The sequence below is a fragment of the Nocardia sp. NPDC056064 genome (assembly GCF_042266925.1).
Taxonomy (GTDB): Bacteria; Actinomycetota; Actinomycetes; order Mycobacteriales; family Mycobacteriaceae; genus Nocardia.
Genome location: NZ_JBHJWO010000001.1, coordinates 4,976,241 through 4,990,953 on the forward strand (window position 1 = coordinate 4,976,241; position 14,713 = coordinate 4,990,953).

Consider the following 14,713-nt stretch of genomic DNA (forward strand, 5'->3'; position numbering starts at 1 on the left):
AAAAAGTAGTAGCTCTTATTTTGGAGGAGAAATGCGGACCGAGGACACCCGTCGCTGGCTCGCGCTCGGCGCGCTCGCCTTGGCGATGCTCACCATCGGGCTCGACGTCACCGTGCTGACCGTGGCCCTGCCGACGCTGGCGGTCGACCTGCACGCGAATACCGCTGCGCTGCAATGGTTCACCGGCGCGTACACGCTCGCTCTGGCCGCGCTCATGCTGCCCGCGGGCGCGCTCGGTGACCGGTACGGGCGCAAGAAGGTGCTGCTCGGCGCGCTGGTGCTGTTCGGTGTGGCCTCGGTGGCCTGCGCGTTCGCGGGGTCGTCGGGTCAGCTCATCGCGGGCCGGGTGGTGCTCGGCGTCGCGGCCGCCGCGATGATGCCGCTGTCGATGGCGGTGCTGCCGGTGCTGTTCACCGATCCCGTGCAACGGCAACGCGCGCTGACGATCTGGGTCACCTCGACCGCCATCGGCCTGCCGCTGGGGCCGATCGTGGGCGGCTGGCTGCTCGAGCACTACTGGTGGGGCTCGGTGTTCCTGATCAATGTGCCGCTGGTGGTCGTCGGCGCGCTCGCCGTCGCCACCCTGGTCCCGGAATCCCACGGCGACACCGGGTTCCGCATCGATGTCGCCGGCGCGGCGCTCTCGGCCGCGGGCATGCTCGGCCTCACCTACGGCTTCATCCGGATCGGTGAGCAGGGCTGGGGCGAACCGCTCGCGTGGCTGTGTGTGGGCGCGGGAGTGGCCTTGCTGGCGGCGTTCCTGGCCTGGCAGCGACGGGTCACGCATCCGCTGATCGACGTCGGGCTGTTCGCCGCGCCCGGATTCCGCTGGGGGACAGTTTTTTCCATTCTGGTGAACTTCGCGATGTTCGGCATGTTCTTCACCGTGCCGCAGTACTTCCAGGCCGTGCTCGGTGTCGACGCGCTGGGCAGCGGGCTGCGGCTGCTGCCGATGATCGGCGGCGTGGTGCTCGGCAGCAGGCTCGTCGACCTGCTGCTGCCCCGGATCGGTGTGCGCGCGGTGCTGGTGGGCGGGTTCCTGGTCCTGGCCGCCGGACTGGGCCTGGGTGCACTGACCTCCGTCGACTCCGGCTACGGACTCACCGCCCTGTGGACCACCGTGCTCGGCACGGGGATGGGCCTGGTCATGCCCGCCGCCATGGGTCTGGCGATGGGGGAGCTGGCGGCGAACCGGGCGGGCGCGGGTTCTGCTCTGCTGCAAGCGCTTCGGCAGGCGGGCGGCACCATCGGCGTCGCGGTGCTCGGCACCGTGCTGGCCACCCGGTACCGCGCCGAGCTCGGTCCGCTCGAGCACGCGCCGATCGCCGACGGGGTCAATGCCGGGGTGGCGGCCACCCAGGGCGACCCGGTGCGGCTCGCCCAGGTGCAGCACGCGTTCGTCGCGGGGATGGACACCATGCTGGGGGTGTGCGCGGTGCTGTGTGTGGCCGCGGCGCTGGGCGCGGTGTTCGTGATCGGGCGCGGCACGAGCGCACCGGCGATCGCCGAGGATGCGGCAGAATCGATGCATGCCGGTTGACATGTCACTTCGCGCGCGGAAGAAGGAACGCACCCGCCGTACGCTCCGGCTCGAGGCGTTCCGGCTCTTCCGTGAACAGGGCTACACCGAGACCACCGTGGAACAGATCGCCGCGGCCGCCGAGGTGTCGCCGAGCACCTTCTTCCGGTATTTCCCGACCAAGGAACAGCTGGTCCTCGCCGACGATCAGGACCCGCTGATGATCGAGGCGCTGGCGGCGCAGCCGCGCGGTCAGCATCCGCTCACCGCCTTCCGCAAGGCGGCCGAGCAGGTCTTCACCGGGCTGTCGCCGGAGGAGATGGCCTTCGAACAGGAACGTCAGGCCCTGCTCTATCACGTGCCGGAGCTGCGCTCGGCGATCGGCCGGGAGTTCCAGCGCAGTATCGAACTGGCGGCCGGGCTGCTGGCCGACTACACCGGCCGTCCGGCCGACGAGTTCGAGGTGCGGGTCGCGGCGGGGGCGATGATCGGGGCCATGCTGTCGATCGCCACCACCACGCCGGTCAATGCCGACAATGTCGCCCGGGCGCTCGAGCTGCTGCACGCGGGCCTGCCGTTCGGCACCTCCGGAGAGGCACCGAACGGCGCGGGCGGCTAGTTCTTGCCGTGCTGCACGGGGCAGCCGTGGGCCAGCGGGCCGAGCAGCTGGTTGTTGTCGTAGAAGTGCTCGAGCTCGACGATGCGCAGGTCCTCGCTGACGCGCGCGATCGTCACGCCGAACATCTCGATCTGCTCGCCGGTGGGCTGGTGGCCCTTGTACTCGCCGTCGTACTTGCCCCAGTGCCGCCACCGGAAGCTCACCGTCGGCGGGCCCGACAGCACCTCGAGCACCTCCCAGAAGAACCCGCCGGGGAAGGCGGTGTGGAAGATCTTGTGCGAGGACTCGAAGGTCTCGTTGGCCGACTCGTAGTAGGGGTTGTCGCCGATGAGGATGTTGTAGCTGCCGATCCGGGCGAACTCCTCGGCGTCCTGCCACACCCCGCCGTTGACCCGGCCGCGGTACTGCTCGGCCACCACCGAGAGCCAGGTGGCCGGGTCGGCCTTGTGCGAGACCTCCATCTCGAAGACCTTCACCAGATCCTCGACGATGGCCTCGAGCGACCCGGGCGCGTGCTGGGCGACGCGCTCGCGCGGAATCACCTCGTGGCTGAGTTCGTAGTCGGGAACGTTGCCGCGCCACTGGTCCGGTGTCGCCGCGGCGATCACCGCTTCCCGGCCCTGCAGCCACAGCGGAGCCTCGGGCTCCGGGGCAGGCTCGGAGGCATGCGTATCGGTCACGTCCACAGTCATTTTCGGTCTACCCGACCCTTTCGCAAAGCTTGAAGAACCGGTCGAAAGTAACAGCCGAGCGGCCCGTTCTGCCTGTCGGGTCTCATCATGTGAGAAACGAAAAATGATGAACTGTGTTCTGTACCAAGGTATTCGGAGTTTGCTATGACACCGGGTGCGGATGGTGGCCGAGCCGGGCCGGAGTGTCGTCGTCCATTGTCGCGAAGAATTCGCCCAGCACGTCGACCAGCTGATCCACCGAATCCGCGCAGAACAGCACCGGCTGGTAATGGGTGATGTCGTAGCTGATGGTGCCCATCGCGGCGACGTCGAGCGGGCGTAGCTGCGCGTGCCGGAATTCGTCGATCTCGCCGTAGGAGGACAGCAGTCCCGCGCCGTAGCAGCGAATTTCCCCGGCCTCGCGCACCACACCGAATTCCAGCGAGAACCAGAACACATCGGCCAGGAATTTCAGCGCGGTGTCGGTGCGCAGGCGCGCCACCGCGGCGCCGACGGTTTCGTAGAGCGCCGCGAAGCGCGGGCTGGCGATCTGGCTGGCGTGGCCGATGATCTCGTGGATCGCGTCGGGCTCGGGGGTGTACAGCGGCGCCGAATGGTGGCGGATGTACTGGGTGGAATGGAAGGTGCGCTCGGCGAAGGAGCCGAAGAACTCGCGCAGCGGCACCAGTCCGGCGGCGGGCACGTAGCGGAAGCCGGTCAGCGGGGCGAGCAGCCGGGAGACCTCGTCGAGCTGCGGGATGTGATCGCGCGGCAGGGCGAGCCGCGCGGCCGCCTCGCGCACCTCCGCGCACGCGTAGACGGCGTGCTTGGCGGACAGTTCGGCCGAGGCGATGCGCCACACCCGCTGCTCGTCGTCGGTGTAGTCGATATGCGGGGTGGGCCCGTCCTGGTGGTAGTCGAGGGCGAGCGCGGCGATGGCATTGCGGCGCGCGCGGTAGTCCTGGTCGCCGACCCCGGGATGGTCGGCGCTCAGGTGCACCGTCACATCGCCGTCACGCTCGCGCGTCACCGGCGAGTACAGCTGTGCCTCGGTGAACATGACTCAAGGCAAGCACCGCTGCTCGGTCGGCGACAACAGCGACGCGCACAACTGCGCAAACTGCACAGTTCCGACGCGCTGGCTGCCCCGATTCCGGCGATCACCAGCGAATTCGGGTCGTCTTTCCGCAGCGGTCACGGTGGGTGCGGCCGGTTTGCTGTGTGCCGTTGCGAATACCGGATTCGGTAACGACGCGGTGAATCTCCGCACGCACGGGCGGTCCATCACGCAAGATTGCGTTCGTAGGCGAGGAGGATGTGTGCGAACTCTGCGGATAGATCTGGACCAGCGTCTGCTGGCCGCTGCTGCCGACATCATGGGCACAGGTGACAGCAACGCGACTGTCAACGAGGCGTTGCGCCGGATCGTGGTGCACGAACGCCAGCTACGCAATCTGGAGCGGTTGATGGCAGATTCCATCTTCACCTCGGAGCCGTCTACCTGACGATGCAGTCCCCTTGATCCCGATTCCATCTTCACCTCGGAGCCCACCGCCTAGCCCGGTGGCTGGGGGATAGCTCGAATCTGTCGGTGGGTGCTGGGAGTATCGGTGGCGTCACCGATCCGCAGGGGGGAACCGATGTCGGTACCGATCGCCGATCTGCCCGTCGCCCAGCGTCCACGCGAGCGGCTGCTCATGCTCGGCCCGCACGCGCTCAGCGACAGCGAACTGCTCGCGCTGCTGCTCGGTCAGGGCACGCGCGGACTGTCCGCGCTCGAACTCGCCGCGCAACTGCTCGGTGAATACGGGGGCCTCGCCGAGCTGTCCGCGGCCAGGCCGGAGGAACTCGCGCGCAGGGCGGGCATCGGCCCCGCCAAGGCCGCCACCGTCATCGCCGCCTTCCACCTGGGCACCCGCTCGCGTACGAGCACCGACACCGTGCCCCGCCTGAGCACGCCGGAGGACGTCGCCCGTGTGGCCATCCCGCTGTTCGCCGGCGCCCGCGTCGAACGCCTGCTCGTGCTGATCTGCGACACCCAGCACCGGCTGCGCCACCGCGCCTTCGTCGCCGAGGGCGCCATCGACCACGTCGCCGTCCCCGTCCGCGAAATACTCAACACCGTCCTGCGCCACGACGGCCGCGCCTTCGCCGTCGTCCACAACCACCCCTCCGGCGACCCCGAACCCAGCCCCGACGACCGCCGCGCCAGCACCCTGCTCCACCAGGCCGCCACCACCGTCGGCCTGCGCTACCTCGACCACATCGTCATCGCCGGCGAATCCTGGACCACCGCACCACCATTGGAATAGGTGGGTGGTCAGGGCTCGATGGCGGCGGCGCGGAGACGGGTCATGGCGGCGGGATCGGGCCAGCCGCGCACTTCGAATCGGGTCGGGGACAGGCCCGGAACAGGCACCAAACCCAGTATCTCGATCACCGTGGGGAAGGGGACAGTGCAGACCGATTCCACGTCGTCGTTCTTGTCGCGGCGCAGAAAGTGGACGACGTCGGCCTCCGGCAGCAGGTAGTCCACGTCCTCACCCCAGACCACGGAGGTGAAGGCGCCGCGGTTGGATTCCTCGTAGTTCACCGAGCTGACGTAGGCGGGTTCGATGCCGAGGTCGGGCAGTTCGAGGAACTCCTCGAAAGTCTTGTCGAGGTGGTTCGACTGGATCGAGTACTCGGTCAGGGCGAGGCCGGCGCGGGCACGCAGCGCCAGTCGTCGGCAGGGGTGCTCGCCCGCCTCGTCGAACGGGACGACAGTGCCTTCTGCGTCGATCGTGTACCCCTGCGGTGAGATCGGCCGCGCTGCCTCCCGGTACTGCTGCTCGATCATCTCGAAGGTCTGCGCGAGCAGATCCGGTTCATCGGGAACGAGCAACAGGGAATCGTTCTCGGCGATGAAGACCACCGGCCGATGCGTCCCGTCGGCATGACCGGCCAGCCAGCCGGGCACCAGCAGCCAGGATGCGGCATAGGAACTGCCGTCGTCGATGAACCGGGTGACCTGCAATCTCTCCGCTGAACCGGGCCGGGCGAGGGCCGCGAGGTTCTCGCGTGCCGCGGCGAAGACCTCGTCCGGCTCGACTCCCCAGTCGCGTGCGTGGTTCTCGTGGACAAAGGCCCGGGTCCGTGGCCGATCGATGACCACCGACTCGTTGACGAACGGGAACGCCGGTCGCGACAGTGCGCTCGACAGATCTGTCCCGAGTGTGACCGGCCGCAGGACCGATCGCAGCATCGGACGCACCGACCGCCAGTCGACGGGCACCTCGTCGTCGAAGATCATCGCGGAGACGAACGCCGCGAGGCTCGCCGCGCGCTCGCTGGGTCCGAGGTCGGAGCACTCGCGAAAGATGTTGCCCAGATAGATGACCCGGCCGTCATCGATGCTGACGCTGAAATCCTCCGCCGAATACTCGGCCGCACCGGCCCAGTGCGCCCGCACGCTGGCCAGCGCCTCCTGCCCGAACTGCTCGTGCTCCATCACTCAGCTCCCCCATTCCGAATCGGTGTCGTCCGATACTCTCGCAGGCCACCGACAGACTCGCCCGGTCGCGCTAGTCGGGGCGGTGGTCGAAGCCTGTGGTGCGGGCGAGGTCGGCGAGCATGGCGTCGAACATGATCTCGGGGGAGGCCAGGGGGATGGGGTAGTTGCCGAAGACTTCCAGGGTGACGTGGCCGAAGAGGCGGGCCCAGGTCTGGACCATGAGGTAGGTGGTGCCGAGGTCGAGTTTCTCGGCGGGGAACTTCTGGCCGGTCTCGGAGAGGACGGCCAGCAGTTCGGTCTGGAAATCGATGAGGTCGTCGCGGAGTTCGGCGGGGATGGTGTCGCCGGATGGGGTGGCGATCTCGAAGCCTGCCAGCAGCCGGCCCGCGGCGGCGAGGAAGATGCGACCGAAGGGTTCGTCGAAGCGGCGCATCATGGTGCGCTGATCGGACGGGGTGGCGAAGACAAGGGTGAATTCGCGCGGATGGGCCAGCGCCCAGCGGCGGAAGCCCCGGCAGATGGCGAGGAATTGCACCGCGCCGTCGTCGGGCAGCTGGTCGATCTCGGCGGACAGGAACGCGGCCAGCTCGGCGCAGAATTCCAGGCGCAGCCGCTCGACCAGTTCGTCGCGCGAGGCGTAGTGCCGGTAGAGGGCGGGGGCGGTGATGCCGAGTTCGCGGGCGATGGCGCGCAGGGTGACCCCGTGGGGGCCGTGCGCGGTCAGCAGTGCCCGCGCGACGCGCCGGATGTCGGCGTCGGACACCGTCGGTGTCCGGCCCCTGGTCCGTCCTCGCTCCTCGGTCAACCCGCCCCTCCCTCGATAGACCCGCGGCTCAAGCGTATTCGACTTCCCAGCGCTTGATGCCGTTGAGCCAGCCGGTGCGCAGCCGCACCGGATCGGCGACCTGACGCAGGTTCGGCATCGCGTCGGCGATGGCATTGAACATCAGATCGATCTCCAGGCGCGCCAGATTGGCGCCGACACAGTAGTGCGTGCCGGTGCCGCCGAAGCCGACGTGCGGGTTGGGGTTGCGCAGCACGTCGAAGCGGAACGGGTCGGTGAAGGCGTCTTCGTCGAAATTGGCCGAGCTGTAGAACAGCCCGACGCGCTGGCCCTTCCTGATCTGCTGTCCACCCAGCTCGAGATCGCGGGTGGCGGTGCGCTGGAAGGCGGTCACCGGGGTGGCCCAGCGCACGATCTCGTCGGGCGCGGTGCGCGGGCGCTGCTGCTTGTAGAGCTCCCACTGCTCGGGATTGTCGACGAAGGCCTTCATACCGTGGGTGATCGAGTTGCGGGTGGTCTCGTTGCCCGCGACAGCGAGCAGGATGACGAAGAAGGCGAACTCGTCGGAGCCCAGGTGCTCGCCGTCGATGTCGGCGTTCACCAGCTGGGTGACGATGTCGGCCGCCGGGCAGCCGCGCCGCTGCTCGGCCATGTTCCAGGCGTAGCCCATCACCTCGGCGGTGGCGGTGTGGTGATTGCCCTCGAACTCCGGATCGTCGTAGGAGATCATCTGATTGGTCCAGTCGAAGATCTTGCGGCGGTCCTCCTGCGGCACCCCGAGCAGTTCGGCGATCGCCTGCAACGGCAGTTCGACGGCCACCTGCTCGACGAAGTCCCCGCGACCTTCCCGCTTGGCCTCGAACACGATCCGCTCGGCGCGTTCGGTGAGCGCGGCCCGCAGGTTCTCCACCGCGCGCGGAGTGAACCCCTTCGACACGATGCGCCGGATCTTGGTGTGCTGCGGCGGATCCAGATTCAGCATGAGCATGTTGCCGAGCATGTCGATCTGCTCGCGGGTGGTCTCCTCGTTGAACCGGATGATCGCGGTGTTCTCGTGGGAGGAGAAGTCCTCGGGGTTCTTGGAGATCTCCTTGATGTCGGCCAGTTTCGAGACGACCCAGTAGCCGCCGTCGTCGAAGCCGCTGGCCCGGTCGGGCTGGGCGCACCACCAGACCGGCGCGGTGCGCCGCAGCTCGGCGAACTCCTCGACGGGCAGTCGGGCGGCCAGCAGATCGGGATCGGTGAAATCGAATCCTGCCGGGATGTTCGGGCTGATCACGGGTGTCTCCTCCGGTCCGTCACGCGGCCCTCGCCGGTGATGTAGAACACGTTCCGGGACCATGAAACCACGCTCGAGCGTGTGGTGAACAGCGTTTAGTAATACCTGTTAACCAATGTGGTCATCGAGGTGATCCGGCCTGTTCGCAGCCGGTGTTCCCGTGTTGTGGGCAAGATGGCCGGGTGGACCTGCCGTTCCTGCGTGCGCACCCGCACCTGCTGCCGACCTTCCTGGCCCATCAGCGACTGCGCACCACGCCGGTCGCCGGCGGCTCGATCAGCGTCGCCGAGCGGCTCGTCCTCGACGACGGCACCCACCTGTTCCTCAAGACCTGGCCCGGTGGGGTCTCGGCGGCACCCACCGGCGAGCCCGAGCCCGCGCCGCCGGGCCTGTTCGCCGCCGAAGCCGCCGGGCTCGACTGGCTGCGGGTGCCAGGGGGTGTCGCGGTGCCCGAGGTCTACGCGGCTACCGACGAGCTGCTGCTCATGGCTTGGATCGACCACCGGGAACCGACCATCGCGGCCGCCGAACGCTTCGGGGCGGCGCTGGCCGTCACCCATCAGGCGGGTGCGGCACACTTCGGCGCGCCGGTGTCCAGTGCCGATGCGTCGGTCATCGCCGCTGCGGTGTCCTCTGCCGGCGAGTCGCCCGCCGCCGTCGCGTCGCCGGTCAGCGGTGCGTCCGTTGTTGGCGGTGCTCCGGGTACTCCCGCGGAGGCCGGGTTTCTCGCGGGTCTACCCATGGACAACACCTCCGGCGACGACTGGCCCACCTGGTTTCGCGAGCGCCGCATCCTCCCGTACCTGAAACTCGCCGTCGACGCGGGCGCCCTCGACCCCACCGACGCGACCCTCATCGAATCCATGCCCATCGAGGCGCCCACCGAACCCCCGTCCCGCATCCACGGCGACCTCTGGCCCGGCAATATCCTCTGGGGCCCCGCCGACACCCCCTGGCTCATCGACCCCGCCGCCCACGCGGGCCACCGTGAAACCGACCTCGCCACGCTCCACCTCTTCGGCGGCGCGCCCCACCTGTCCCGAATCCTCGCCGCCTACAACGACATCCACCCCCTCGCCCCCGACTGGCGTACCCGCATCCCCTTGCATCAGCTCCCCATCCTGCTCGTCCACGCCATTCTCTTCGGCCGCTCCTACCGCTCGGCAGTCCTGGACGCGGCGTCCAACTACTAGGCGGCGTGCGTCCTCCCCGGAGGTCGTGAACGAACAGGCGCGGCGTCGCGAACTCGGCGCGGACGCGCCTGCGCCCCCAGCTGACATGGGTACGCTCGTTTCGGTGACCACCACGGCGATGGGCTTCATCCAGATCGGCGTCGTCGCCCTGGCACTGCTCCTGCGACTCACCGCATTCGGCTGGTTCGCCATCCTCGGCGTCATCCTCAGCGCAATCACCCTGGGCCTGCTGCCTGCCATCGTGTTCGGACCGCTGATCTTCGCCGGATTCGCCGCCCCACCGACACTGTGGCCGCTGCTCATCGCCGCCGACACGCTCCTGCTGGCGTGCGCGGCGACCCTGGAAGACGGCGGCGACAACGACTCCACCAGCCCCCTGCAGGCACTCACCGGCCGCGGCGGTGGCCCCGTGTCCGACAAGGTATTCCGCTACAGCGCGATCGCCTACCTGATCACCCTCCCCGCACTGGTGGTGGGGACACTGGCCACCTGAGCGTCAAAGCCCTGCCGTCGATGGCGATACCAACGGCGCCCCTCGTTTCGCTGAGTGGCGGGCGGGTGAACCATGTTCCGTCCCAAGATGATCCGATTCGGAAGATGTCAGGCCGCAGCGGTAGCGTTCAGCTATGACGAAGACGCCGTCGAACCCGCACGACGCCTACGCCCGTGAGGTCCTCAGTCGTGCGGCCGACGCGGCCAGTGAGATCCGGGCCAATATCGATGCCGAACTCGCGGCGCGTATCGACTTCGACGCGATGGTGCTGGTGCCGGGCAGCTTCATCACCGAGGACCTGCGGTCTCAGTACAGCGACGTCCTCTACCGGACCACTATCGATGGCCGCGGCGCGTACCTCTACCTGCTGATCGAGCACCAGTCCTCCAGCGACCAACTGATGGCGTTCCGAATGCTGGCCTACGTCGTCAATATCTGGCGTCGGCACCTGGACGAGCATCCGACACCGCAGGTGCTGCCCGCCGTGATCCCCATGGTGGTGCACAGCACCCATACCGGTCTCCGATGGTCGGCTCCCACTCAGCTCGGCGACCTGATCGATCTCGATGATTCTGCCCGCGGCCTGTTGTCTCGCTACCTGCCACGTTTCGAGTTCCTGCTCGATGACGTCGCCCCGCTGGACGTGGCGGCGCTGCGGGCGCGGCCCTTGACCCCGGCGACGAAGTTGATGCTGATCATGCAGAAGATCGGTCCGGGGAATCCGCATGTCGCCTCGGATATCATGGAGGTGGTTGACGAGCTGCGGGCGCTGTTGGACGGTCCTTCCGGCGCCCGCGAGTTCGACATCTTGGTGACGTATCTGTTCATCGTCTGCGATGTGGGTGTCGCCGAGTTGCAACCCTTGACCGATCGTCTCGGTCCCCGAGCGAAGGAAGTTGTGATGACCACAGCGGAACGGCTGGAAGCCCGAGGAGAGGCGCGAGGAGAAGCGCGGGGAGAGGCTCGTGGTGAGGCCCGTGGGCGTACCGCGGGGCGTGTCGAGATCCTGGTCGAGCAGCTGACCGTCAAGTTCGGTCCGTTGCCGAGTGGTGCTGTCGAACGAGTGCGGGCTGCTGATGCCGAGGAACTCCGGGTGTGGGCCAGGCGGGTGCTGACCGCCGGCTCGTTGGCGGAGGTTTTCGCCTAGATCGAGCACCATGTCGGGCCGTTGCCGCCCGCGAACGGCGAAGGCCGCCCTCATCGAAAGATGAAGGCGGCCTTCGGCAGGACCGGGGGAGGTCAGCGGGCGAAGAGGAGGGCTCGCTTGACTTCCTGGATGGCCTTGGTGACCTCGATGCCGCGGGGGCAGGCGTCGGTGCAGTTGAAGGTGGTGCGGCAGCGCCAGACGCCTTCGACGTCGTTGAGGATGTCGAGGCGCTCGCGGGCGGCTTCGTCGCGGCTGTCGAAGATGAAGCGGTGGGCGTTCACGATCGCGGCCGGGCCGAAGTAGCTGCCGTCGCTCCAGTACACGGGGCAGGAGGTGGTGCAGCAGGCGCACAGGATGCACTTGGTGGTGTCGTCGAAGCGGGCGCGGTCGTGCTGGGACTGGATGCGCTCGCGGGTGGGCTCGTTACCCGAGGTGATCAGGTACGGCTTCACGGCACGGAACGCGTCGAAGAACGGCTCCATGTCGACGACGAGGTCCTTCTCCACGGGCAGGCCGCGGATCGGCTCGACGGTCATGGTGAGGGTCTTGTCGCCCTTGGGCAGCAGGTCCTTCATCAGGACCTTGCAGGCCAGCCGGTTCACGCCGTTGATCCGCATCGCGTCCGAACCGCACACACCGTGGGCGCAGGAGCGCCGGAAGGTGAGGGTGCCGTCCAGGTAGGACTTGATGTAGATCAGCACGTTGAGGAATCGGTCGGTCGACAGGACCGGCACCTGGAACGAATCCCAGTAGGCGCCCTTGTCGTTCTCGGTGCTGAACCGGGCCACCTTGACGGTGACCATGACCGAGCCCTCGGGAACGGGCGCGGGCTTCTGGGTGACGGGTTCGGCTACAGCAGTCATCAGTACTTACGCTCCATCGGCTCGTAGCGGGTCTGCACCACCGGCTTGAAGTCGAGGCGGATATCGGAGATGAGCTCCGGACCGACCTTGTAGGCCATCGTGTGCCGCATGAAGTTGACGTCGTCACGGTTCGGGTAGTCGTCGCGGGCGTGGCCGCCGCGCGATTCCTTGCGGTTGAGCGCGCCGACGACGGTGACCTCGGCCAGTTCGAGCAGGAAGCCCAGCTCGACGGCCTCGAGCAGGTCGCTGTTGTAGCGCTTGCCCTTGTCCTGCACCGTGATCCGGGTGTAGCGCTCCTTGAGCGCGTGGATGTCGGTGAGGGCCTGCTTGAGGGTGTCCTCGGTGCGGAACACCGCGGCGTTCATGTCCATCGAGTACTGCAGCTCGGTGCGGATGTCGGCCACCCGCTCGTTGCCGTGGTCGGACAGGATCAGCGCCAGCCAGTCCTGCACCATCAGCGCCGGGTTCTCCGGCATCTCGACGAACTCGGTGCGGTTGGCGTACTCCGCGGCGGCGATGCCGGCGCGGCGGCCGAAGACGTTGATGTCGAGCAGCGAGTTGGTGCCCAGGCGGTTGGCGCCGTGCACGGACACGCAGGCGCACTCACCGGCGGCGTAGAGGCCGGGGACCACGTCGGTGTTGTTGCGCAGCACCTCGCCACGGATCTTGGTCGGGATACCGCCCATGACGTAGTGGCAGGTCGGCATGACCGGCACCAGCTCGGTCACCGGGTCCACACCCAGGTAGGTGCGCGCGAACTCGGTGATGTCGGGCAGCTTCTCCTCGAGCACGTCCTCGCCGAGGTGGGTCACGTCGATGTAGACGTAGTCCTTGTTCGGCCCGGCGCCGCGGCCCTCGAGCACCTCGAGCACCATCGAGCGGGCGACGATGTCACGCGGCGCGAGGTCCTTGATGGTGGGGGCGTAGCGCTCCATGAAGCGCTCGCCGGAGGCGTTGCGCAGGATGCCACCCTCACCGCGGACCGCCTCGGAGATGAGGATGCCCAGGCCCGCGAGACCTGTCGGGTGGAACTGGTGGAACTCCATGTCCTCGAGCGGCAGGCCCTTGCGGAACACGATCGCCATGCCGTCGCCGGTCAGCGTGTGCGCGTTCGAGGTGGTCTTGTACATGCGGCCCGAGCCGCCGGTGGCGAACACGATCGACTTCGCGTGGAAGACGTGGATCTCGCCGGTGGACAGCTCGTAGGCGACGACGCCGGTGGCGACGGGGCCCCGCTCGGACTCGGTCATCACCAGGTCGAGCACGTAGAACTCGTTGTAGAACTCGACGTCGTGCTTGACGCAGTTCTGGTAGAGCGTCTGCAGGATCATGTGACCGGTGCGGTCGGCGGCATAACACGCGCGACGCACCGGCGCCTTGCCGTGGTCACGGGTGTGACCACCGAAACGGCGCTGGTCGATCTTGCCCTCGGGCGTGCGGTTGAACGGCAGGCCCATCTTCTCCAGGTCCATCACCGCGTCGATGGCCTCCTTGGCCATGATCTCCGCGGCGTCCTGGTCGACCAGGTAGTCACCACCCTTGACGGTGTCGAAGGTGTGCCATTCCCAGTTGTCTTCTTCGACGTTGGCCAGCGCGGCGCACATGCCGCCCTGGGCCGCGCCGGTGTGGCTGCGGGTCGGGTACAGCTTGGTCAGGACCGCGGTGCGAGCCCGGGGGCCCGCCTCGATCGCCGCGCGCATGCCCGCGCCACCGGCGCCGACGATGACGACGTCGTAGCGATGCTCCTGAATCGGACGGGATTCACTCATGCGAGGTGGCCTGTTCCTAACCGGTGATGTTGGGGTCGAAGGTGAAGATGACGTACGTGCCGACGCTCATCACCAGGATCATCGAGACCGCGAGGACGGTCTTGAGCCAGAACCGGGTGGAGTCCTTGCGGGAGTAGTCATCGATGACGGTCCGCAGACCGTTGCCGCCGTGCAGCTGGGCCAGCCAGAGCATGGTCAGGTCCCAGAACTGCCAGAACGGGCTGGACCAGCGACCGGCGATGAACGCGAAGTTCAGCCGGTTCACGCCACCGTCGATCATCAGCATGATGAACATGTGGCCGATCACCAGCACGATCAGCAGCAGGCCGGAGAAGCGCATGAACAGCCACGCGTACTTCTCGAAGTTGCCGTTGGTCGTGCCCCGGGGGGAGCGGGGGGCGTCCAGGCTGGCCGGGCGGTCGTAGGACTTGCCGAGGACAGGTGCAGACATATCAGTGCTCCGTCAGCAGGTAGAAGAACTGGCGGCCGACGCCGGCGGCGGAGACCAGAACCCAGATGGTCAGCACGACCCACAGCATCTGCTTCTGGAAGCGCGGGCCCTGCGCCCAGAAGTCGACCAGGATCAGGCGGACGCCGTTGAGCGCGTGGTAGAGCACCGCGACGACCAGGCCCATCTCCATGAGGGCGACCAGCGGCGTCTTGTAGAGCTCGATCGCGTGGTCGTAGGTTTCGGGGCTGACCCGGACCAGCGCGGTGTCCAGCACATGGACGAAGAGGAAGAAGAACAGCATGACACCGGTGATCCGGTGCAGCGCCCACGACCACATGCCCGGGTCGCCGCGGTACAGCGTCTTACGCTTCGGCTGGGCCGGAGCCGGAGCTTCTATCGTGCTCATAGAGTGCGGTGCCTCCAACGTCGTTG

16 protein-coding genes are annotated in these 14,713 nt (G+C 67.7%); 7 read left to right on the forward strand and 9 right to left on the reverse strand.

The annotated features are described in order from the left end of the window. Window positions 1–31: 31 nt before the first annotated feature. Entirely contained in the window at window positions 32–1,540 is a 1,509-nt protein-coding gene (locus ACFC06_RS23035; protein ID WP_375934697.1) for an MFS transporter, read from the forward strand. Beyond that, window positions 1,530–2,138 (forward strand): TetR family transcriptional regulator, encoded by a 609-nt coding sequence (locus ACFC06_RS23040; protein ID WP_375934700.1) that lies wholly within the window; start codon window positions 1,530–1,532, stop codon window positions 2,136–2,138. The genes ACFC06_RS23035 and ACFC06_RS23040 overlap by 11 nt, the downstream gene beginning before the upstream one ends. Here the strand turns inward: ACFC06_RS23040 and ACFC06_RS23045 are convergent. Together ACFC06_RS23045 and ACFC06_RS23050 are read right to left on the reverse strand one after the other, a co-directional pair. Continuing rightward, the gene (locus ACFC06_RS23045; protein WP_375934703.1) at window positions 2,135–2,818 is read right to left on the reverse strand and encodes an ester cyclase; all 684 of its coding nucleotides are present in this window, start codon (window positions 2,816–2,818) and stop codon (window positions 2,135–2,137) included. The two genes, ACFC06_RS23040 and ACFC06_RS23045, sit on opposite strands and share 4 nt — an antisense overlap. A gap of 154 nt (window positions 2,819–2,972) precedes the next feature. Then, complete coding sequence (locus ACFC06_RS23050) at window positions 2,973–3,869, reverse strand: phenylalanine 4-monooxygenase (protein WP_375934706.1); 897 nt, start codon at window positions 3,867–3,869, stop codon at window positions 2,973–2,975. A 259-nt stretch (window positions 3,870–4,128) separates the two neighbouring features. Here ACFC06_RS23050 and ACFC06_RS23055 point away from each other — a divergent pair, with 259 nt between their 5' ends. After that, window positions 4,129–4,314 (forward strand): type II toxin-antitoxin system VapB family antitoxin, encoded by a 186-nt coding sequence (locus tag ACFC06_RS23055; RefSeq protein WP_375934709.1) that lies wholly within the window; start codon window positions 4,129–4,131, stop codon window positions 4,312–4,314. 135 nt (window positions 4,315–4,449) lie between these two features. Beyond that, complete coding sequence (radC, locus tag ACFC06_RS23060) at window positions 4,450–5,121, forward strand: DNA repair protein RadC (protein ID WP_375934712.1); 672 nt, start codon at window positions 4,450–4,452, stop codon at window positions 5,119–5,121. A gap of 8 nt (window positions 5,122–5,129) precedes the next feature. Here the strand turns inward: radC and ACFC06_RS23065 are convergent, their stop codons facing one another. From ACFC06_RS23065 to ACFC06_RS23075, 3 genes are all read right to left on the reverse strand, one after another. Beyond that, window positions 5,130–6,299 carry a hypothetical protein gene (locus ACFC06_RS23065; RefSeq protein ID WP_375934715.1) on the reverse strand — a complete coding sequence of 390 codons (1,170 nt, stop codon included), beginning with the start codon at window positions 6,297–6,299 and terminating at the stop codon, window positions 5,130–5,132. Between the two features lie 73 nt (window positions 6,300–6,372). After that, window positions 6,373–7,107, reverse strand: a complete 735-nt coding sequence (locus tag ACFC06_RS23070) for a TetR/AcrR family transcriptional regulator (protein WP_375934718.1) — start codon at window positions 7,105–7,107, stop codon at window positions 6,373–6,375. Between the two features lie 28 nt (window positions 7,108–7,135). Then, window positions 7,136–8,365 (reverse strand): cytochrome P450, encoded by a 1,230-nt coding sequence (locus ACFC06_RS23075; RefSeq protein WP_375934721.1) that lies wholly within the window; start codon window positions 8,363–8,365, stop codon window positions 7,136–7,138. Between the two features lie 182 nt (window positions 8,366–8,547). Between ACFC06_RS23075 and ACFC06_RS23080 the strand changes: the two genes are divergently transcribed. The 3 genes from ACFC06_RS23080 to ACFC06_RS23090 all read left to right on the forward strand — a co-directional run bounded on the left by ACFC06_RS23080 (window position 8,548) and on the right by ACFC06_RS23090 (window position 11,198). Next, window positions 8,548–9,558 (forward strand): fructosamine kinase family protein, encoded by a 1,011-nt coding sequence (locus ACFC06_RS23080; RefSeq protein ID WP_375934724.1) that lies wholly within the window; start codon window positions 8,548–8,550, stop codon window positions 9,556–9,558. Between the two features lie 103 nt (window positions 9,559–9,661). Further along, on the forward strand, window positions 9,662–10,051 hold the full coding sequence (locus ACFC06_RS23085; protein WP_375934727.1) for a hypothetical protein: 390 nt from the start codon (window positions 9,662–9,664) through the stop codon (window positions 10,049–10,051). 133 nt (window positions 10,052–10,184) lie between these two features. Beyond that, complete coding sequence (locus tag ACFC06_RS23090) at window positions 10,185–11,198, forward strand: Rpn family recombination-promoting nuclease/putative transposase (protein WP_375934730.1); 1,014 nt, start codon at window positions 10,185–10,187, stop codon at window positions 11,196–11,198. Between the two features lie 92 nt (window positions 11,199–11,290). Here ACFC06_RS23090 and ACFC06_RS23095 read toward each other — a convergent pair whose 3' ends face one another. From ACFC06_RS23095 to sdhC, 4 genes are read right to left on the reverse strand one after another with little or no spacing between them, the layout of a single operon-like run. Continuing rightward, complete coding sequence (locus ACFC06_RS23095; protein ID WP_375934732.1) at window positions 11,291–12,061, reverse strand: succinate dehydrogenase iron-sulfur subunit; 771 nt, start codon at window positions 12,059–12,061, stop codon at window positions 11,291–11,293. Next, a complete protein-coding gene (gene sdhA / locus ACFC06_RS23100) occupies window positions 12,061–13,812 on the reverse strand; it encodes a succinate dehydrogenase flavoprotein subunit (protein WP_375935719.1) in 1,752 nt (583 codons plus the stop codon). The genes ACFC06_RS23095 and sdhA overlap by 1 nt, the downstream gene beginning before the upstream one ends. A gap of 34 nt (window positions 13,813–13,846) precedes the next feature. Continuing rightward, window positions 13,847–14,281 carry a succinate dehydrogenase hydrophobic membrane anchor subunit gene (locus ACFC06_RS23105; protein ID WP_278265051.1) on the reverse strand — a complete coding sequence of 145 codons (435 nt, stop codon included), beginning with the start codon at window positions 14,279–14,281 and terminating at the stop codon, window positions 13,847–13,849. A 1-nt stretch (window position 14,282) separates the two neighbouring features. Further along, the gene (sdhC, locus tag ACFC06_RS23110) at window positions 14,283–14,687 is read right to left on the reverse strand and encodes a succinate dehydrogenase, cytochrome b556 subunit (RefSeq protein ID WP_278265052.1); all 405 of its coding nucleotides are present in this window, start codon (window positions 14,685–14,687) and stop codon (window positions 14,283–14,285) included. Window positions 14,688–14,713 lie beyond the last annotated feature (26 nt).